This window comes from Brevibacillus humidisoli (assembly GCF_020923435.1).
In the GTDB taxonomy this organism is placed as follows: Bacteria; Bacillota; Bacilli; order Brevibacillales; family Brevibacillaceae; genus Brevibacillus_E; species Brevibacillus_E humidisoli.
This window is the reverse complement of sequence record NZ_CP087263.1, coordinates 2,567,468-2,586,858: the sequence shown is the minus strand read 5'-3', so window position 1 is coordinate 2,586,858 and position 19,391 is coordinate 2,567,468. Positions and strand designations below refer to the sequence as shown.

Annotated in this window: 16 protein-coding genes; 12 read left to right on the top strand and 4 right to left on the bottom strand. The window is 52.1% G+C overall.

Annotated features, from left to right (window positions below):
* Positions 1–604 precede the first annotated feature (604 nt).
* Positions 605–1,861, top strand: a complete 1,257-nt coding sequence (ltrA, locus tag LOK74_RS12810; RefSeq protein ID WP_230042433.1) for a group II intron reverse transcriptase/maturase — start codon at positions 605–607, stop codon at positions 1,859–1,861.
* 76 nt (positions 1,862–1,937) lie between these two features.
* Here ltrA and LOK74_RS12805 read toward each other — a convergent pair whose 3' ends face one another.
* The 4 genes from LOK74_RS12805 to LOK74_RS12790 all read right to left on the bottom strand — a co-directional run bounded on the left by LOK74_RS12805 (position 1,938) and on the right by LOK74_RS12790 (position 6,142).
* On the bottom strand, positions 1,938–2,990 hold the full coding sequence (locus LOK74_RS12805; protein ID WP_420908665.1) for a lytic polysaccharide monooxygenase: 1,053 nt from the start codon (positions 2,988–2,990) through the stop codon (positions 1,938–1,940).
* 830 nt (positions 2,991–3,820) lie between these two features.
* Positions 3,821–4,021, bottom strand: a complete 201-nt coding sequence (locus tag LOK74_RS12800) for a helix-turn-helix transcriptional regulator (protein WP_230042432.1) — start codon at positions 4,019–4,021, stop codon at positions 3,821–3,823.
* 416 nt (positions 4,022–4,437) lie between these two features.
* Complete coding sequence (locus LOK74_RS12795) at positions 4,438–5,868, bottom strand: FMN-binding glutamate synthase family protein (RefSeq protein WP_230042431.1); 1,431 nt, start codon at positions 5,866–5,868, stop codon at positions 4,438–4,440.
* Positions 5,852–6,142 carry a hypothetical protein gene (locus LOK74_RS12790; protein ID WP_230042430.1) on the bottom strand — a complete coding sequence of 97 codons (291 nt, stop codon included), beginning with the start codon at positions 6,140–6,142 and terminating at the stop codon, positions 5,852–5,854. Before LOK74_RS12790 ends, LOK74_RS12795 begins: the two co-directional genes overlap by 17 nt.
* Positions 6,143–6,367: 225 nt before the next feature.
* Here LOK74_RS12790 and LOK74_RS12785 point away from each other — a divergent pair, with 225 nt between their 5' ends.
* The 11 genes from LOK74_RS12785 to LOK74_RS12740 all read left to right on the top strand — a co-directional run bounded on the left by LOK74_RS12785 (position 6,368) and on the right by LOK74_RS12740 (position 19,381).
* Positions 6,368–7,408, top strand: coding sequence for a S66 family peptidase (locus LOK74_RS12785; protein WP_230042429.1), 1,041 nt, complete (start codon positions 6,368–6,370; stop codon positions 7,406–7,408).
* A gap of 276 nt (positions 7,409–7,684) precedes the next feature.
* Complete coding sequence (locus LOK74_RS12780) at positions 7,685–9,910, top strand: AAA family ATPase (protein ID WP_230042428.1); 2,226 nt, start codon at positions 7,685–7,687, stop codon at positions 9,908–9,910.
* Positions 9,911–9,990: 80 nt separating this feature from the next.
* Complete coding sequence (locus LOK74_RS12775) at positions 9,991–10,545, top strand: Pvc16 family protein (RefSeq protein WP_230042427.1); 555 nt, start codon at positions 9,991–9,993, stop codon at positions 10,543–10,545.
* A 21-nt stretch (positions 10,546–10,566) separates the two neighbouring features.
* Positions 10,567–11,364 (top strand): hypothetical protein, encoded by a 798-nt coding sequence (locus LOK74_RS12770; RefSeq protein WP_230042426.1) that lies wholly within the window; start codon positions 10,567–10,569, stop codon positions 11,362–11,364.
* Between the two features lie 76 nt (positions 11,365–11,440).
* A complete protein-coding gene (locus LOK74_RS12765) occupies positions 11,441–13,183 on the top strand; it encodes a phage tail sheath subtilisin-like domain-containing protein (RefSeq protein ID WP_478213052.1) in 1,743 nt (580 codons plus the stop codon).
* Between the two features lie 40 nt (positions 13,184–13,223).
* A complete protein-coding gene (locus LOK74_RS12760) occupies positions 13,224–13,658 on the top strand; it encodes a phage tail protein (RefSeq protein WP_230042425.1) in 435 nt (144 codons plus the stop codon).
* A 92-nt stretch (positions 13,659–13,750) separates the two neighbouring features.
* On the top strand, positions 13,751–14,131 hold the full coding sequence (locus LOK74_RS12755; RefSeq protein ID WP_230042424.1) for a phage tail assembly protein: 381 nt from the start codon (positions 13,751–13,753) through the stop codon (positions 14,129–14,131).
* A complete protein-coding gene (locus LOK74_RS24250; RefSeq protein WP_338148669.1) occupies positions 14,083–14,316 on the top strand; it encodes a DUF6760 family protein in 234 nt (77 codons plus the stop codon). Before LOK74_RS12755 ends, LOK74_RS24250 begins: the two co-directional genes overlap by 49 nt.
* A 9-nt stretch (positions 14,317–14,325) precedes the next feature.
* Entirely contained in the window at positions 14,326–14,793 is a 468-nt protein-coding gene (locus LOK74_RS12750) for a phage tail protein (RefSeq protein WP_230042423.1), read from the top strand.
* 13 nt (positions 14,794–14,806) lie between these two features.
* The gene (locus tag LOK74_RS12745) at positions 14,807–18,742 is read left to right on the top strand and encodes a hypothetical protein (protein ID WP_230042422.1); all 3,936 of its coding nucleotides are present in this window, start codon (positions 14,807–14,809) and stop codon (positions 18,740–18,742) included.
* Positions 18,743–18,775: 33 nt separating this feature from the next.
* On the top strand, positions 18,776–19,381 hold the full coding sequence (locus tag LOK74_RS12740; RefSeq protein WP_230042421.1) for a CIS tube protein: 606 nt from the start codon (positions 18,776–18,778) through the stop codon (positions 19,379–19,381).
* Positions 19,382–19,391 lie beyond the last annotated feature (10 nt).

The window sequence follows — 19,391 nt, the reverse complement described above, 5'->3', positions numbered from 1 at the left end:
ATTCAAGACGGCGAACGGCCAACCGGGATTCCGGATGGCCGTTTTGGTTGTGCGCCCAGCATGGGCGTTATCTTTAGGGTTAAAGTCCTGAATGGCGAAGGCAGTAGTAGCCATTAGCTTAAGACAGGGGTGTCCACCGTGAGGTGGAATCTGAAGGAAGTCGGCGGCAAACCTCCGGTCTGAGGGACACGAACCTCATATAAGGCTAGCATTCGTTGGATGAGCCTGCAACACAAGGCAAAGTCCATACTGCCGAAGGCGAATGAAAGTAAATGAGGCAGATAGATGGAGGGGAAGATAACGCTCTTACCTGGGGAGACCTGACCGAAACGCCATGCCCTCATGGTAACCTTCTTCGCAAGGAGAAGCTGAACGGTCAGGAGTCAGCAGAGGTCATAGTACCCTAGTAAAGGACGCTTGAACAGGGAAGGACCAAACAGCTAGGAAGAACGAGAATCTAGGCGTTCATTCTTATCAATGAAGCAGACAATCCGTAAGGACTTACTCAGTGGAGGAAGTGGTGAATCCCACAGGGGACTCTGAGAGGGCTGAGGTAAGAATGGCACAAGTAGAAAGAACGTTCACGCGAAAGGAATATCTCAATATGATGAAGCAACTCCTGTCACGGGAAAACCTTCTGACAGCGCTAAAAAGAGTGGAAAAGAATAAAGGAAGTCACGGTGTGGATGGTATGTCCGTTAAAACCCTACGTGAACATATCATGACCAATTGGGACTCCATCCGCCAGCAGTTAGAGGATGGTACCTACAAACCGTCACCAGTCCGAAGAGTCGAAATCCCGAAACCTAACGGAGGTGTTCGGTTATTAGGTATACCTACTGTGACAGATCGCTTCATTCAACAGGCAATCGCGCAAATTCTTACCCCAATTTTCGATCCGATGTTCTCCGAACATAGCTATGGTTTTCGTCCTAACAGACGAGGACATGATGCGGTTCGCAAGGCAAAAGGATTTATGAGAGAGGGAAAACGGTGGGTTGTTGATTTAGATTTAGAGAAATTCTTTGATAAAGTAAACCACGACAAACTAATGGGGCTTTTAGCCAAGGATGTCGAGGATAAAACCCTTCTCAAGCTTATTAGAAGTTACTTAGAGTCCGGCATCATGATTAACGGCCTTGAAACAATTAATGAACAAGGAGTACCGCAAGGTGGCCCTCTCAGTCCACTTCTATCTAACATCATGTTACATGAGCTAGACAAGGAACTGGAGAAGAGAAATCTTCACTTCGTCCGGTACGCAGACGACTGTAACATATATGTCTCCTCAAAGAAGGCTGGCCTACGGATAATGGAATCCATTACTAAGTTCATGGAAGAGAAGCTGAAACTTAAGGTCAACAAAGACAAAAGTACGGTGGATCGTCCATGGAGACGAAAGTTTCTTGGTTTCAGTTTTACCTCCCAATTCGAACCGAGAATTCGAGTAGCCAAAGAAAGCATGAAGAAGGTAAAACAGAGAATTCGGGAATTTACCTCAAGATCTAAACCATTACCTATGGAGTATCGGATTGAACAGCTAAACCAATACCTTATCGGCTGGGTTGGATCCTTCTCGCTTGCGGATACACCTTCGGTATTCTCCAGTTTAGATGAATGGATAAGAAGAAGACTCCGCATGTGCCTATGGAAACAGTGGAAGAAACCTCAAACAAAAGTAAAAAGGCTTTTAACGTTGGGAGCTCCCAAAGTAAAAGCCTATGAATGGGGTAATTCTCGTAAGAAATACTGGCGGATTGCTTGTAGTCCAATACTTCACAGAACTTTGGATAATGCCTATTGGCAGACCGAAGGTCTGAAAAGTCTTAAGGAGAGGTACTCTCTTTTACGTCATACTTAGCTGAACCGCCGTATACCGAACGGTACGTACGGTGGTGTGAGGAGACGGGGGTTAGCCGCCCCCTCTTACTCGATTGTCATTCTACTTTTCGCCATACATCAGCGTGCCCTGGCTCTTCCCCCAACGTCCACCAACGCGCTTCATAGATTGCTCCTTCGTGCTGCACCCGGTCACCGCCATGGTAGACGGTATTTGGATCCCAGACTGGCAGTTCGCTGCCATCGGCTGTCGTTTTAACCGTTAACGGCTGTGAGAAAGGCGAGGTGTTCCCAGCTACATCTACAGTGCGAACGGTGTAGGTATAAGAGGTTTGCGGGGTGAGTCCCGTATCGGTGTAGGTAGTTTCGCTGGTCGTACCGATCAACTGGGCATCGCGGTACACCTCGTATGCCTTCACGCCATTTGGCGCCGTTGCGGCGTCCCAGCTAAACGCAATAGAGGCGGAGGTTTGCGACAGGGAGACAAGGTTTGTGGGGGCAGCAGGTGCCTCCCCGCCAGAATCGTCGTTGACCAGATTGACGTCAATCACCTGATAGAAGGCATTGCCCGTGTCGGCGATCTCCCAGACACCTAAAATCAGGTGGTAGCCGCTGCGATCGGTCGGCACGCTGCACGTATGGGTGACGGTGGTTGGCGGTCTGGCACCACCGTCGTTGTCATAGCAGAATGGTTCCGGTTCTAAGTCGTCGCGAGTTAGCGGTTTGTTGGGATTCCAGTCCTTTTTGGTGATGTAGTATTTCCATTCGGTCGTCGCATGAGGTGCCGTCAGATGCCATGTGAAAGTCTGTTCGCCGCCTTGGATCGTCACTTTATGCCAGCGATCAGCGGTTTGCTCGTAAAGTTCGGGAAACACACCACCGCCCGTGATTTCCCCGTCAGCCGGACCGGACTGAGGGAACGATCCTTTGCCCTCGACGCTTTGTGGTTCATACTGCACCTGACCACAATCGGCATTCACCCCCTCGTGGCACAACAGGGCCCGACTGGCAGGCGATTCGATATAGCCGTGAGCAGAGGCGCCCTCGGCATGGATGAGCATCACACAGATGGCTGCCAGCACCATCATTGTGCAGGCAGCTAGCAAGCGCAAAACTTTTCCCAACAGTCTATCCAAATGTGGTTTCCCCATGGTACATTCCTCCTCACTTTTTCACTTGTACTTGTTAATGGTACTTGCTCGTATTTTTTCAGCAAAAAAAGGTCAGAGAGCTTCATAACAATCTTCAAGTGTTCTTGTTGCCTTCTTACGAATCGAAAAAGGGGAAATGGCGTTTCTCACCTCCTCTGCTTGTGTGTTTGTTCCTCTCCATGCGAGCAACGAACGGGGCTCCAATCGCTCAAAGGGGCAAGGTGTGTGACACACAGTGCAATAAGTGGTGGGTCTCATACTGGCATTGTAAAAGGATGGGCTGTCGGAGAGGAAAAGAAAGGCAGGTACTTTTATTACATCACAGAGGAAATGCCAAATATAAGGAGAGATCCCTTGATCCAGGGGGGAATTTTCTACAACGACGTTACGTAACCCTCCTCACCTAAAAGGGTCCCGTAGAACGACGAGGAATCGATGAAGAAAACCGGGGACTTCGCCATGAAAAAACCGGCCACTAGTTGGGCCGGTTATAGCGTGTAGACGGTGCGACTACGTTTGTCACTCTGGAGTATTGCATGATCGGATTATGTCTTAAAGAGTTGATACGCGCCTATGCCAGCCCAACTGAACATGTGTACCAGTAACAAAATCCCCAAACATTGCGGCGTACTGAGCGGGGCTCCGAACAACACGAGAGCAAACAAGATAAAGATCGCAAAGAGGGTAAAAAACCAACTGGTTGCGACCAAATCAGGTAGTGTCGTTCATCAAGACCACGCTGTTTCTTGGCAAAGTGTCGCCCTGCCCACAACCGATTATCCCCAAAATCGCTCCTCTCAAAAGTCCGATAAATGCACTGTAAGGCGCCATTATCTCTCCTCCTCAAACAAAAATACATCTTCAATGTTCAGATGAAAAGCTTTGGCAATCTTGTAGGCTAACTGCAGGGATGGATTGTAACGTCCTGATTCAATCGAAATGACTGTCTGACGGGAAACGCCAATAAGTTGGGAAAACTGCTCTTGCGTCCAACCGCATTTGTGCCTCAAATCCTTGATTCGGTTTCTCATAAGAACCTCCATAAGGGATGTAAAGCTAGCTTTACGTAAAGTGTACTTTACAATCAATAGAATGTCAAGGAAACTTTACGCCAATGATTCATCCATGGCAACGTATGGCATGCTCCTACCTATATAATGCTTACCTGTTGGTTTCTCTCCGCGTCGAGCCACAAACAGGGCACCAACCGCTGATAGGATAGGGGAAAGCGCATGGACCATAACTTGATCAAGGGTTAGAACCAGACAAGTATGCGGGGGCTGTTCGAACGTTCCTCATGAACGCCTGAATCTTTAAAGCAAGAAAGTAGATTTTTGCAATAGTTTGGTTTGACATGAGCTTTAATTGCGCAAGTGGTTGCACAGAACTTGAGGAGTTCGCCATGAAAAAACCGACCACTTGATGGCCGGTCAAAACCTAACTACATTTAGTGCAATGGCATACCTTCGTTTTGCGTTTCCTTGTATTCTTCTGCCATGTTATCAAACAACGGTCTCGTTTCTTCAAAGAATTGCTGTTGATTCTCTGGTGAAACATAGCCCAACTGAATGCCTGTGGCTTTGGAAATAAAGGGGTCTAACGTGCAAAGGTCAGATTTGCTGAGATCGGTCAACGCTGTTTTTCCCAGCGTGACGGCGACCAGCTCCATTTCATGAACACATGCGTTCAAGTATCTGACAAGGTTAAAGGCTGCCCGGTCCACATCCAACTGGTCGGTCATTTTTCCGGTATAGACAACCAAGCTTGTCGGTGGCTCAAACGGTAATGCCTCCACCATCTGGTCGCTGACCAGTGCCATCACTGCTGCCGTTCCAATGTAGACGCCGTCTGCCCCCAACGCGATCGCTTTCAGCATTTGGCCTGGGGTGACCAGCCCTCCGGTTGCTAGCAGGTTGATATCGCGCATGACACCTTTTCTCGCAAAGAATTCGGCCGCGCGGGTGATGGCAAAAAGGGTGGGAAGCCCCACATCATCCTGAAGAGTGGGGGCTCCGCCGTGTGTTCCGCCTTCTGCGCCGTCCAGCGTGACGAAATCCACTTCAGCTTCCACAGCGATTTGCAGTTCTTTCTCCAGATGGTGCGTGGCGGCAATTTTTAGCCCGATGGGTACGCCTGTTTCATCCCGGAGACGCCGCACCAGTTGAATAAAATCATCCTGCGTGTTTACGCCCGGAAGCCTGGAGTGAATCTGCGCTGCTTCTCCCTCCTTTAGATCAAAAACGTCTCTGAAATCCTCACCAATATTTTTGACCGCAGTACGCTGTGGGGTGGAGCCTTGTGCGCCCTGCCCCAACTGAATTTCGATGGCGTCCAACCGCTTGTATTTTTCAGGGGTGTTCATCCAGCCCCCACGATTGTATTGACCGATGAAAAGCTGAGCCGCCTCCCTTTCTTCTTCAAGCAGACCAGCCTCTCCAGAGTTGGTCGCCGTCCCGACGATACTTTCCGCTTTGGCTAAGGCGATTTTTGCCCTTTTACTGAGCGCTCCGCCAAACGACATGGCTGCAACCATAACTGGAATCGAGAGGGTCAGGGGTTTTCTGGCCCGGTGACCGATTGTGACAGAAGTGTTAATCCCTACATTTTCTGGTGTTGGGAAGCGATAGAGGTGAACCGGATTAAACAAAATCTTGTCCCATGGAGAGAAGTGGAGCGGACTGCCGAGGGGGCGGGCAACAGGAAGTCCTTGTGACGCCCGCATGGCGATCTCCATCAAGTTGATTGGGCCTACTTTATTCGACGTTGGTATCATCTCAGACAAGTTCTCGATGTACTGGTCTTTGACGATCCGCGTTAACGCCTTGTCCATTGTTTCATTAATCGAGGAGCGAATCCAGTTTTCAATGAGTCTCAGCATGCTCAGTGTTCTCCCCTAGTTGGCCACGGTCGACGGCGTTTTTGAGCTCTTCAATTTTTTGTGCCATTGCCAGACACATCTGTTTCATCGTTCCGAGCTGTCTTGCGGCACTTTGTTCTTCCACCGCGATATCCACTAATTCGCGTTGCTCAAAATTAGTCAGCTTGTTGTAATGATCTCGCTCAATGGCAGAGAGCGTGCCTGCCATCGTTTCCATTCGGTTCACTTCCGCGTGCAGGTAAGAAAGGGTATGCTTCAGATCTTGATAATCCATCTTTTTACACCTACCTTTTTACGCTTACTTTTTCCACTAATGGGGTTCCTATACGCCTAATTAATCAAACGGCTCATTCTGTACACTGTGACAGCCAGTTACTGCTTGAAATACGATTAAATCGCGGTTCTTCTGTGTTTGAGATGATCAATCTGGCAGCTGACGGGCAAGATCATATATGCAATAATGTTAGGAAATCGGTGAGTGCTTAGGAGGTAGAGAAGAATGAAAAAACCAAAAAGATTGAAACCAAGTTCCAGAATCGCCATCATATCGCCTTCTAGCGGGTTACCCTATTTATTCCCGGACAACTATGAGCTTGGCTTAAACAATCTGCAGGAATTCATAGGTTTTGAAGTTGTAGAAATGCCAACCGCTCGAATGTCTCCAGATGATTTGTACAGGAACCCCCAACTTCGTGCAAATGATATCAACCGATGCTTCGAAGATGATCAAATAGATGGCATCATCACTTCAATTGGTGGGTATGAGTCGATTCGAATTCTCCCTTTCCTGGATCTTGAGTTGATCATGGAACACCCTAAATTTTTGATGGGTCTCTCAGACGCCACTACCTTTTTGAGCTATTTGAATCAATTGGGGATGATTACATTCTATGAGCCTACCGTTATGGCTGGATTCGCACAGGTGAAGAGTCTTCCGCCGGAGTTTCTCCAACACTTGAAATCGATGTTCTTCTCAAACCAGTTCCCGTATCGGTATGCCCCCTACCCGAGGTGGACAAATGCATACAAAGACTGGAGCAATCTGGAAACCTTGGGTGAGTGTGAGGCATTTACTGAAAACGAGCAGGGATGGACGTTTTTGCAGGGAACATCCGTTGAACAAGGGTATTTGTGGGGAGGTTGCATGGAAGTATTAGAATTTATGAAATCAACAATCTATTGGCCCCATGAAACCTTTTGGGAGGACAAGGTTTTGTTTTTTGAAACTTCCGAGGAAAAACCGTCTCCCATGCAAGTTGGTTATATGCTGAGAAACTACGGTATGCAGGGCATATTCTCGAAAATAAAAGGGGTGATGATCGGAAGAGCAAAGGACTATACCGATGAAGAGAAGCAGAAGCTTAATGAGATCACCATCAATGTGATAAAAGGGGAGTTCGGTGCCGATCGGATACCCGTTGTGGTTGATGTTGACTTTGGTCATACAGATCCAAAACTGATTTTACCTCTTGGTGGCAAGGTGGAGTTAAACCCGATTACAAATGATATCATCCTTCTGGAAAGTCCGTTTACTGAATGATGCTCCCATCTATTCATATAGAAGAGAAAACGGGTTGAAAGACGGAGAGTATCATAGACTGATCCAGGCTGTTGCAGGTCGCTTATGCAGGTTGCTGAGTTTGTTCATCTTACCAGCGATCTGTTTTTTTTTATGGAACAACGGAAAAGGATTGTCGAAATCTGCATTTTTTTGTCGAACAGGTAAACTTTTCTTGTTGAAGGAAGGAGTTGGTTTTTTATACGTGGAATAGATTACCTAGTTTTTCTAGGAACCGACATGAGGGGGGCGCTGAATATGTCGAAAAGTGCAGTCGAGAAATCTGTCCCCTTTCATTCCCATGTACCGCCTTATACCGGTGCATGGGAGTACATAAGCGATGAATTGCAGCGTCTTGATCTGTTATTTCTCGCCCGGATGCGGCAGCAGCCCAGCAACATGGAACAGCAGCACTCCCCATGGCGGGGCCTTGTCGTGTCGGAGGCAGAGGTGGTAACGCTGCTGCAGGAGCGGACAGTCGACGATGAAGATCCCGTTGCGGGCCAACTATACGATGAGGCAGACGCCTGGGCAGCCTATATCGGTTCCAGATTGGCGGCTAGTGAGCAAGAGGGTATACGCCTTCCCCTTCCCGATTTGGTTCGCCGTTTTCGACTCTCTTCGTTTGAACGGCACTGTATCCTGCTCTGTCTGGCGCCGGAAGTAAACAGAAAGTACGAAAAATTGTTTGCTTTTCTGCAGGATGACATTACACAGAAAAAACCGACCATAGATCTGACACTGCAGCTCTTCTGCAAGAGTGAAGAGGAACGACTGACTGCGCGACACGCCTTTCTCGACGACGCAGCGCTGCCTCGTTATCTGTTGGAACCACGAGGAGATGGAGAGAGGGAAGCGTTGCTGACCCGGCCGTTGCAGCTGGATGAACGCATTGTTCGCCTGCTCCTCTATGGGGAGTATCAACGGATCGATGAGAAAATCCGTTCGTATGCTCGGCTGGTTCTGCCAACGGAAGAACCGCCGTCCCTGCTCTACGCCACGGGGTTGCAAGAGCGGCTGGGCGGATACATGGGCTCTTTGGTTCCACCAGAGCGTAGCGTGCCAATCAGGCGGAGTGTCTGGCTGTGGGGGCCGGCTGGTTCGGGAAAGAAGCTGCAGGTACAGCACCTTTGTCGGAAACTGCGGAGGCCGCTGCTCTTTGTAAACATTCAGCAGATGAAACAAGCGGAGCGGCCATTTGAGGAACTGTTGGATCGTGCCTTTCGCGAGGCGCGGCTCCTTGAGGCCATGATCTGTTTTACGCATTGTCAGGAGCTGCTCGGCGACGATGAGCATGCAAGCTCAAGAGCTCATCAACTGAACCAGCGTCTGCAGCAGTATCACGAACCCATCTTCTTGCTGGCAGATCGGCCGCCTGGACATCTGTTTGCCAGACGGTCTGTCCTGGAAGTGCCGCTGCCCGCGCCCGATCTAGAGGAGCGCCTGCTGCTCTGGCGGCACTTTGGCGAGCGATTGCCAGCTGTGGAGGTAAGCGATTGGAGCGGTCTGGCTGCCAAGTTTCGGTTTACCCCCGGCCAGATCATTCAGGCACTCGATGCAGCCTTTCATCTGGCTGAATGGCAGCAGCCAGGAGATGGGCAGGTAGATGAAGTTCTGCTGCACCAAGCGAGTTACACCCAGATTGAGCACAGATTGTCAGGCAAAGCGACTCGTATCCGCCCCGTGTACAGATGGAACGACGTGATTCTGCCTCCAGCGCAAAAAGAACTGCTGCGTCATGCCTGCAATCAGATGAAGTACCGTCGCACTGTATTGGGAAGCTGGGGGTTTTCCCGCAAACTGGCGTACGGTACCGGGCTTAGCATGCTGTTCTCCGGACCGCCGGGGACCGGCAAGACGATGTCGGCACAGGTTGTGGCCAACGAGCTGCAGTTGGAGTTGTATAAGATCGACCTGTCACAGGTGTTCAGCAAGTACATTGGGGAGACGGAAAAAAACCTGCGGGAGATCTTTCAGGAGGCTCAGGGAAGCAACGCGATTTTATTTTTTGATGAGTCGGATGCCTTATTTGGCAAACGTTCGGAAGTAAAAGATTCGCACGACAAATACGCCAACGTGGAGACAGCCTTTCTGCTGCAAAAAATGGAGGAGTACGAGGGGATCTCCATTCTCGCCACCAACTACCTGCAGAACATCGACGAAGCGTTTATGCGCAGGATTCAGTTCATTATCAAGTTTCCGTTTCCCGATGCCGCTCAGCGCGAGATGATTTGGCGATCGATGATTCCCGAGGAAGCGCCGCTTTCCGAGGAAGTGGATTTTCGATTCCTGGCCAACCAGCTCCCAGTGTCTGGAGGGAGCATCAAGAATATTGTGGTCTCCGCAGCCTTCCTGGCAGCGGAAGAGAAGCAGCCGATCAGTATGCCACACATTCTGCGTGCATGTCGGCACGAGATGGAGAAAACGGGAAAGATCATCCCGAAGAGCGAGTTGGGCGAGTACGAAGAGTTGTGGGAGGGATAAGGGTGACCGCGGAACTGTTGTCTGCCTTGCTCTCAGCTCGATGTCGCGCAAAAACGACTTGATGAAGAGAGGTAGGAAAAGTGGCCGATTATACCGTGATTGCCGATGTGGGGCGCAGCATCATGAAACTGCTGGGTGAACAGATGACTCCTGAGCCGATCGCTCGCCCAGAATTGATCGGTCTGTGCTCTCCAGCGGAAAAAGGGGATGTGAATCTGTCCATCTTTCTTTACAACATCCGCGAACTGGGATACCTGCGTCAGACAGAGTTGTTCGGAAGTGGAGCGACGCCTCCGCTTGCCGTCGAACTGTACTATCTGTTTACGGCCCACTCTACAGCAGAACTGCAGATGCGGGCGATTGACGAGCATCGGATCATGGGCAGGTTGATGCAAGTTATGTATGATCATGCGATCCTGCGCAATTCCTACCTGCAGGGGGCACTCGCCGGGCAGCGGGAGGAGCTTCGTTTTGTACTGCATGAACTGCCGACTGAAGACATGTCCAAGCTGTGGACCTTCCCCAACACACCGTATAAGCTGTCGGTGATTTACAGTGTGGGTCCCGTCTACATCGATTCACGGCGGGATGGGGCAGCGCCGCGTGTCTTTCAACAGGAGTTCGGCGATATCTGATCTTGCCGGAGGTGATCAGACTTGGAGACCGATTACACTATAACCGTCCGTTCACGGTTCTCACTGGCAATCTGCCTGGTGGATGCCTTTACCACTGGGCCACCGCTTGCTGCAGACATCCGTGTCCAGTTGGAAGGCGCTTTTCGACAGCCGATTCGCAAACCCGGCGGGACCTATGTGTTTAGCGATGTGCCGGATGGTCACTACCGTGTAAGGATTGATTCAAACGAGTACTTTCCCCAGATGCTGGACGTTCAGCTGGATTCATCAAATGAGAACAGACTGATTCTCCATGTGCCGTTAACGCCCCGTCCGTCCTATCCGTTTGCCGCCGGAACGAGTCTGATTCGAGCCGCTCTGCGCGACGAGCAGAATCAGCCGATTGCTGGTGCCAACGTGACGGCTGTCGCCCTGTTGGAAGATGTGGTCTGGGGCAGGTTGACTGACCCGGTGCAACAGGGGGACAGGTGGCTGCGGCTGCGCAAGGCGATGGGAAAACCCGCTGTTGGAGAGAGTTTTGCGATCAGGATGGGCGACACCAACGATTTCGATTACGGCCGAATCGCCGTCTTCGGTCAGGAGCCCGGACTGGTGCAATTGACCGCTCCACTGCAGAGGGAACATCCTAAAGGAGCATCCTGCCTGCCTGCGGTACAGACCATCAGCGATGAACGAGGGGAAGTGGTCGTCCCCTTTTACAGCAATGGAGCCAAACAATTCGTCGTCGTCCTAACCTTTCAACACCAGCATCTGGTGACCACGAAAGATATCCTGCTTCGGGAAGGGGAGATGAATTACCTGGGAACTGTCCGTATGTAAAGGAAGTGCGATGAGCCCAAGAGAGAAAGGAGGTAGCCGGTTTTAAACCGCGGACGCTGTTTGAAACCGGGACAATATGCCGGAATATTTATCGCCAGGAGTTTATGTAGAAGAGTTTGACAGCGGGTCAGTGCCGTTGGAGGGGGTTAGTACCAGTACAGCCGGTTTTCTCGGTGTTGCACAGCGAGGAGAGGTGGAGGGCGTTCCCAAACTGGTGACCAGTTTCGCTGACTTCCAGCGGATGTTTGGTGGTCATCTATCGGAAAACGCATTCGGCTCCTATCGTTATCTGGCCTATGCGGTGGAACACTTTTTTGTCAATGGGGGATCGCGCTGCTACGTGATGCGGGTGGCCCCTGCCGATGCCCGTCCGGCAGCAAACGCTGCCGAGGGCGAAGAGGTCGTTTTGCGGGTGGAAGCGAAAAACCCCGGCAGTTGGGGGAATCAGATCCGCGTGTTGTTTCTTCCTGACAGCAAGGCGAAGACGCAGATTTACGAAGTGATCGGAGATCCAGCAAGTTCACGGCATTATCGCGTCAAGAGTTCCGCCGGCTTCCAACCGGGTGATGTGGTCCTCTTTGCCGATGGAGAACAGAAACAGTACGCCAAGGTTGTGCACGCGCAGGATGACGTAATTGAGCTGTCCGTACACTTGGATGGCGATGAGTCGGTGGTGGACGACAATCTCATTCCGGAGAAAGTGCTGGCTACTTGTGAGTTCACGATGCAGGTGGTATACGGGGATGAGGTAGAGACGTTTGAAAAGCTGACACTCAATGCCGCTGCGGCCAATCATGTGGAAAAAATCACGGCAGGCTCCAATCTAATCAGAGTCATCGCGGCAGGCGCCGAACCGGAAGAGGTGAAGTCACCGTTCCAGCGAATCAGCGGTTTCGACCAGGAAGAGGGAGTGTTCAAGACGGCCCTCTCCAACGGAAGCGACGGTGCTGTATCGAGCCTGTCACCGGCTGATTTTATCGGAACAGATAAAGGGCCGGGCAGACGGACAGGGATTCAATCGTTCATCGACAACGACGAAGTGAGCATCATGGCGATTCCCGGCATCACCGATCCGAACGTGCAGTTGGCTTTGGTCGCTCATTGTGAGAACCTGAAGAGCCGTTTTGCGATCCTTGACTTTCCGCGGGAAAAAACCAGGGTGGAGGATGTCATCGCTCACCGCAATTACTTTGATTCCACGTATGCGGCCCTGTACAATCCCTGGCTGCAAGTATTTGACCCATTGGAGAAGCGGAATATCTTCATCCCGCCGTCCGGCTCCGTTGCCGGAGTGTATTCCCGTTCCGATCAGACGCGTGGAGTTCACAAAGCACCGGCCAATGAAGTGGTTCGCGGGGTGATCGGACTGGATTGTCAATATAACAAAGGTGAACAGGATATTTTGAACCCGAAAGGCATCAACCTGATTCGCTTCTTTACCGGACAAGGAATTCGCATCTGGGGGGCGCGTACCTGCTCTTCCAATTCATTGTGGAAATATGTAAACGTACGTCGACTGTTTATCTTCTTGGAGGAATCGATTAAAGCCGGCACCAACTGGGTGGTTTTTGAGCCCAACGATGAACGGCTCTGGGCACGTGTGCAGCGGACCATCGACGGATTTCTGACCAGGGTATGGCGGGACGGTGCACTGATGGGGGCCAGTCCGGCCGAGGCGTTCTACATCAACATCGGACGTTCGACGATGACCCAGGACGACATCGACAACGGTCGCTTGATCTGCATCATCGGTGTGGCACCAGTAAAGCCTGCTGAGTTTGTCATCTTCCGCATTACACAGAAAACGAGTGAACAGTAACCAATAGTTTGAAGCGCCGATTCGCGAGAAAGGAGACGTTATGGCAGGAGAACGGAAAGATCCGTATCGCAAGTTTCGATTCCGCGTCGAGGTGGACGGCATCCAGCAAGCCGGATTTAGTGAAGTGTCCGGTTTTGATGCCTCGATCGACGTGGTGGAATACCGGGAAGGCAATGAGCCCATCACCCCGCGCAAGTTGCCCGGATTGGCCAAGTACGGCAATGTTACGTTGAAGTGGGGAGTAACGGACTCGATGGATATGTACAACTGGATGCAGGAATGCATACAGGGAAAGGTACAGCGCAAAACCATAACCATTATTGCGATCAACGAAGAAGGCAGCGACGTCGCTACTTGGCAGGTGAGGGAAGCTTGGCCGGCCAAGTATACGGCTCCTGATTTCAACGGGACTGCCTCGGAGGTGGCAATCGAGCTGCTGGAGATGGCTCATGAAGGGATGACCCGTACGAAGTAAAGTCTTGGCCTAAAAACCGTTATGGTGGCCATCAGACCGTCATGGAAGGCCAGCGACGATGACAGCAGCGACTGAGACAGGAGGAGAAGCACATGGCATTTATGACAGAATACGAGTTTGAACTGCCCCGCGGCTACGTGGACGAGCACGGCAACCTGCACAAGCGGGGAACGATGCGCTTGGCTACGGCCGCAGATGAAATCTTGCCGATGCGCGATCCGCGTGTGCAGCAAAATCCCAGCTATCTGTCGATCATCCTGTTGGCCCGGGTGATCACCAAGCTGGGCGATCTGCAGGCAATCGATACCAAAGTAATCGAGAAACTGTTTACCGCCGACCTCACGTTTCTGCAAAACTTCTACCGGCAGATCAATGAAGTGGAGCATCTAAAGATACAGGCGGTTTGTCCCAAATGTGAGCATGAATACGAGATGGACATGCCTTTTTTAGGGGAGATGGGGGAGGTCTTGTAGGCTATCCGGTCGAGCGGATCTTTGAGGAGATCGGCTTTATCGCCTACTACTTCCACTGGTCGCACGCGGAAATCATGGCACTGGAACATCGGGACCGGCGTCGGTACTGCGAAGAGATCTCCAAGATCAATCGCAAACTGAACGATGAGCCGGAGAATCCATTTGACGTCTTTAACAAGGGGTGATGAGGCGTTTTGCAACAGCCATTTCGGTTTTGGGAAGTAACGGGCACGTTTCGCTACTGGGTGGAGATTGACGGCATCTTGACCGCCGGATTCACCCAGGTGTCCGGGTTGCAGGCGGATACGGAAGTAGAGGAATACGCAGAGGGTGGGGTCAACGAGTATGTACATATTTTGCCCAAGCGGACCAAGTACGGAAACATCACCCTCACCAAGGGGGTTACCAGTTCAGGGGAACTGTGGAATTGGTACAGGGATGTTGTCGTGGGAAAAGTGAGGAGGAAAAGCGGTTCCATCATTCTGCAGAACTACCGGGGCTATGAACTATGCAGGTGGAATTTCTTCGAAGCGTATCCGGTCAAATGGATCGGCCCCGATCTGAATGCCAGTGGCAATGAGATCGCTGTGGAGAAGCTGGAACTGGCGCATCACGGGTTGAAGGCTCTCCACAACCAGTTGGAGTTTGTAACGAGGATGTAAAGGGGTAGGATGGATGATCGGAAGCAGTAGAGTGAAACCAGGACAGCACAGGGGATCAGGACTGGCCGATTCGTTTAGCAAGCGGATCTTTGCCAAGTACAGATTCGGCCGTTCCTCCAAATGGGGGCGAGTCGCGCTTGTGCTGCGAGATCCCATCAGTGAGCAAACGCCGGAGATGATCCTGTTCCATCGGATCATGCTGAATATGGGCATCCATCATCCATACTATGCCAACCCCACTCAGTCAGTATTGCGAAGCCACAGCGGAGTGGAGCGGTTGCAGGTTTTGCTGCGAAATCATAGCGGAGTTGAACGGATTCAGTCTCTATTGCGAAGTCACAATGGAGTTGAACGGATTCAGTCTCTGTTGCGAAGTCATAGCAGCGTTGAACGGCTCCAGTCCCAGTTGCAAAGCGACAGCGGAAATGAACGACGGCAGGTTCTGTTCAGAAATCACAGCAGTGTTGAATGGCTCCAATCAGTATCGCTAAGCGACAGCAGAGCAGGGCGATTCCAGTCCGCTACGCCATTCAACAATGGGAACACTCCTGCTGTAGCTGCTCACTATCAAGGTCAACCATCTCTACCGCTGTCACCGGCTCAACCAAAAAGCGGACAAGCGAAACTGGTAAAAATCCAGATCACGCCGCAGCAGCAGTCGTTTTGGTCAGTGAATCTCAACGTTGCGGAAACGAAGCGACAGACAATCGCGCAACAGGGGGGGAGTCTGAAGGCAAACAGTGGAACAGCCCTTCACCCGTGGGGTTCCCAAGCTGGAATAAAGGATGGAGACACCAGACGAGAGAGGAAGTCGCATAACGCGTCTGCAACTTCTAAAGAGATGCTCTTGAGAACTACAGCACGTCCTTATTCATCGTTGATGACAGGGAACGTCGGTCCGGAGGGACGTGTTGCCTCGGCCACGCGGTCGTTGCTCTCTGGTCTGGTACTGTTGGCATATCCCCAGTGGCAGTGGCTCAATGCCACTGGCCGCGCATCGTTCAGCTCACCAGTTTTCGCCCGAGACCGAATGCAGCTTTCTCCTCTGCTGGAATGGCGGAAGGGCTTCCTCGATGGTCGCGCCTCTCCCCCGCATGCCGGACCAGCCGAAGAAGCCATTTTTCGTCTCTCTCCTGCCATTATTCAATGGAAGAAACAACAAGGAGAACGGCTGAGAGTTGAATCTCCTATCGTTTTACGCCAGGAGAAGGGGATAAGCTACAGGACCGAGCCAACGGTGCCAATACCATCACGATCCGTTCTACCTCAGCTCACGCGTGACAACACGGAGCAGAGGGTTTTGAACGGAGTGTTTTCTACCGTACTGCGGAAACAAGGAGAGCGGCCGAATGGGATGCAATCATCTGCCGACATGTTGCGGATCGTTCACCCGCACGTGCGATGGCCACTTGTAAGCGGGAAGCCAAGGACGGATCATGCAGAGCATGCTATTTCGTTGGTATCCCGCTTGGTCATGATGAGACAGGTCCTCTCCCCGAATTGGGGTTCATACAGGCCGCCGCTCTCTCTCCGGATGTCCGGGAACGACAACGTCTCTCCTTGGCAGGCTCGTTCTGTGAGGACGTTGCCGATCACCGAGGCGTTGTACGCTGTCAGCCCCTCTTCCTCTCCTCATCGCACCAGGGAAGAGATTTGGCAGCGCAGCGTGAGGGTGACCGTCCTAAGCTCGCCAACCGGCAAACAGAAGCTTGCAGGAAAAAGCGACGATAGCAGACGCAACGTGTCTTCCTCCCTCCGCTTGAGGCCAAGAGGAGTGCAGGAAAGGGAGGGGGCGTTAAGACCTGAGGTATCTCTGCTGTGGACACAGCATGGAGTCAAGCACGATCGCCTGTCCATGCCCGCATCTGTGTCCGGCTTGATCAGTCAGCATACGCCTGTGTACGGTGCTGAGCGGGTACACCTTGGTTTGCCCGACTTCAGACCTATCCTATCTAAAGGGGCTCTCCTTGCTCTGCGCGTCGGGAGGCAACCTCTCTTTTCGGTTCACGATCGCAGGGCGATAACAAAGGTTTTTCACTACGGAAATCAACCGCTCTATGGCGTAGATAGGGAAATGGAACCAACGCTCTCTTTGCCGCCGCGCGTTAAGACGAAATGGGTGAGAAAAGAATGGCTGATGCCGTCAAAGCTGTCGGCAAGCCATACTCTCAATGCAAGAGCTGGCGGGAGCGGGGGGACGGGGATTGGCTCGACCGATCCTGTGATTAATCTGATGTCGTCAGGACGCCGAGCTGAGCCAACCCGATTCCTGCGTGGACAAGGCGAACTGCAAGCTGCTCTGCAAGCTCCTATGCAGGCATCTTGGACTCGGATGGTCAGTACGTTGCTGGTGCATCACGTTGGCAGTTGGCCGGGATCTTGGGCTCATATGGCTCAATGGGTATCTCTTCTCCAACTGGCGCCGCAGCAGGCAGGGCATTCGCTCAACTCCATTGGTGATCGATTTTTCGTGCCACAGCCTAGGGAAGCAGCAACTGCCGGGAGTACACAGAAGAATGTGGTTAAACGGTTGCACCGGATACGGGAGATGATCAGATGGGGACAGGATAGTCTGTCCGTTTCTGTCTATGATGCGAACGGTCGGTTTTCGCGAGTCCCTTCTGCTGAGGGATTGGCTGCAACCATAGGGCTGTCTACAATCATTGGACGGCCTGCTTATCTCCTGCCTCTGTCCATAGGCTCGGCACGACCTGTAACGATGCTGTCCGACCGTTCTGAGGGAAAGCCTGCGTCGGTCAGCGGCAAAGCTGGTCGTCTGCATATCCTTCAGCCTGCTGCAGGTTCCCCCATCAACAGGATGATGACTAGCGGCAGCGCGCATCCGCTTGCTGGGATAACGCTCTGGCACATGTCACAGCGCGGTAGAACAACAGGGCAAGCAGAGCCCGTAATAGCTGCGGGAGGAGTTCGGCAACTGGTGCCTGATGTGCAGACAACCCCGCTGCCAAGATCACTGTACAGGTTCCAGCTGTACCGGAGTCGAACAGCATCCGCACGCGGGATGACAGAGCCCTTTCTTGGTCGAAGACCGCAGCGCACAGCAACAGCAGGGAGAGCGGCGTCATTATCGCCTCCTGCGTTATGGCGACGCACAATCTCAACGCGGATGCCGACAGATTTGAAGCAGACGATGCAATGGCGCTCCAGCATCTGGTCTCAGGTAGCTGCATGGAATGGGGAACTCTCCTATCTCCAATCGATACACCGAACTACGTGGTCTCAAGAGAGGCCGGACGACTCCCTATCTTTCGTCACAGATGCAGGGCGCCGGATGATGAGCGCTACTGGCATTCCGACGCAGCAGCCCCAGTGGCAGCAAACATCCGATTCATCGCCGCAGCTCTCCCTGGCAAGAGCGGGAGGATGGAGCAAGCCGCTTGGGGGGATCGACGTCATCTCCGCTCTTCCTGCGTCAACGCGGTCGATAGCATCTGGCAGCAGGGGCGAAGAAGGGTCTCCCCGCCTCTTTGGCCAAGAGCAGCGGTCAGCCGGACAGAGATGGCTGCACCGCTCGACCGCTTCAGAGCGGGATCGTTTTTCCCGTTTTTATCGCCCGGTTGGAGACCTACTGTGGGCAGGGCGACGTCCTTCCTTCCCTTCGCCTGAGCAGCCAGCCATTCATCTGCCAAGATCCAGGGGAATGACCAGCGAGCAGCTTGAGAGGCGGAGAGAGAATAGCTTGCAGCAGCGTCATTCCGTACCGCTCGCAGTGATGGAATATCTGCAGCCGAAAAAAACGGCTGCTGCAGATCAAAGAGAGCGACAGGCACAGCAAGTACAACAAGCAGCGATCCAGTTGACCGATCGCCCAGGCAGCACAGCAAACAAGGCAGCCGCGGCTTCCCTTGATGTGAACAGAATCGTCGAAAAAGTATACAAGGAAATCGAACGAAGGCTTTCCTGGGAGCGACAGCGAAGCGGGGTGTAATCAAGAGAGGGAATACAGGAAAGGGGGAGGATCATGGGACTGGCCAAAGCCAAAATCGTGATTGATGGCGAAGACATCGATGTGATGTTCAACCCGACCCAATATCAGTTGGACGCAAACAACAGGTACGAATGGCGCAATGTGGGCGGAGTCGGAAAAGAACAGTTTATCGGCGGCGATGAATCGCTCGCCATGACGCTGTTTTTCGACACATACGAGCAAGACGAGGACGTTCGCGATTACACATCGCGGATCACCAGAGTAGTGGAGCTTGAGCACAAATCAGTCGGTGACCCGGTACCCGTCTGTCAGTTTGTCTGGGGGTCGCTCAACTTTACCGGGCGGATTGAATCGATTTCCCAGCAGTTCACCATGTTCTCCCAATCCGGCTTTCCGGTCAGAGCTACACTCTCGCTGACAATCCGCAAGACCAAAGGGAAACCGAAAGAGAAAGAAAAAGGATCTGCCTCCTCAAGACGCAATCAAAAACAGCGGGTTCTCCAAGGGGATGAGGACTTGCAGTCGGTTGCCCAGCAGGAGTATCAGGACCCGGAGCGTTGGCGCGACATCGCCGAAGCCAGCGGCATTGACAATCCCCGTCGTCTGCAAGCAGGCATGGTTCTTAATGTCCCACGGTAAGGTGTGAAGG

Excerpts from the sequence above, each read along its gene's own strand:
- LOK74_RS12780 (WP_230042428.1), top strand. The coding sequence starts at position 7,685 with ATGTCGAAAAGTGCAGTCGAGAAATCTGTCCCCTTTCATTCCCATGTA.
- LOK74_RS12805 (WP_420908665.1), bottom strand. The coding sequence starts at position 2,990 with ATGGGGAAACCACATTTGGATAGACTGTTGGGAAAAGTTTTGCGCTTG.
- LOK74_RS12790 (WP_230042430.1), bottom strand. The coding sequence starts at position 6,142 with ATGGATTATCAAGATCTGAAGCATACCCTTTCTTACCTGCACGCGGAA.
- LOK74_RS12785 (WP_230042429.1), top strand. The coding sequence starts at position 6,368 with ATGAAAAAACCAAAAAGATTGAAACCAAGTTCCAGAATCGCCATCATA.
- LOK74_RS12800 (WP_230042432.1), bottom strand. The coding sequence starts at position 4,021 with ATGAGAAACCGAATCAAGGATTTGAGGCACAAATGCGGTTGGACGCAA.
- LOK74_RS12795 (WP_230042431.1), bottom strand. The coding sequence starts at position 5,868 with ATGCTGAGACTCATTGAAAACTGGATTCGCTCCTCGATTAATGAAACA.
- LOK74_RS12760 (WP_230042425.1), top strand. The coding sequence starts at position 13,224 with ATGGCAGGAGAACGGAAAGATCCGTATCGCAAGTTTCGATTCCGCGTC.
- ltrA (WP_230042433.1), top strand. The coding sequence starts at position 605 with ATGATGAAGCAACTCCTGTCACGGGAAAACCTTCTGACAGCGCTAAAA.
- LOK74_RS12740 (WP_230042421.1), top strand. The coding sequence starts at position 18,776 with ATGGGACTGGCCAAAGCCAAAATCGTGATTGATGGCGAAGACATCGAT.
- LOK74_RS12745 (WP_230042422.1), top strand. The coding sequence starts at position 14,807 with ATGATCGGAAGCAGTAGAGTGAAACCAGGACAGCACAGGGGATCAGGA.
- LOK74_RS12765 (WP_478213052.1), top strand. The coding sequence starts at position 11,441 with ATGCCGGAATATTTATCGCCAGGAGTTTATGTAGAAGAGTTTGACAGC.
- LOK74_RS12755 (WP_230042424.1), top strand. The coding sequence starts at position 13,751 with ATGGCATTTATGACAGAATACGAGTTTGAACTGCCCCGCGGCTACGTG.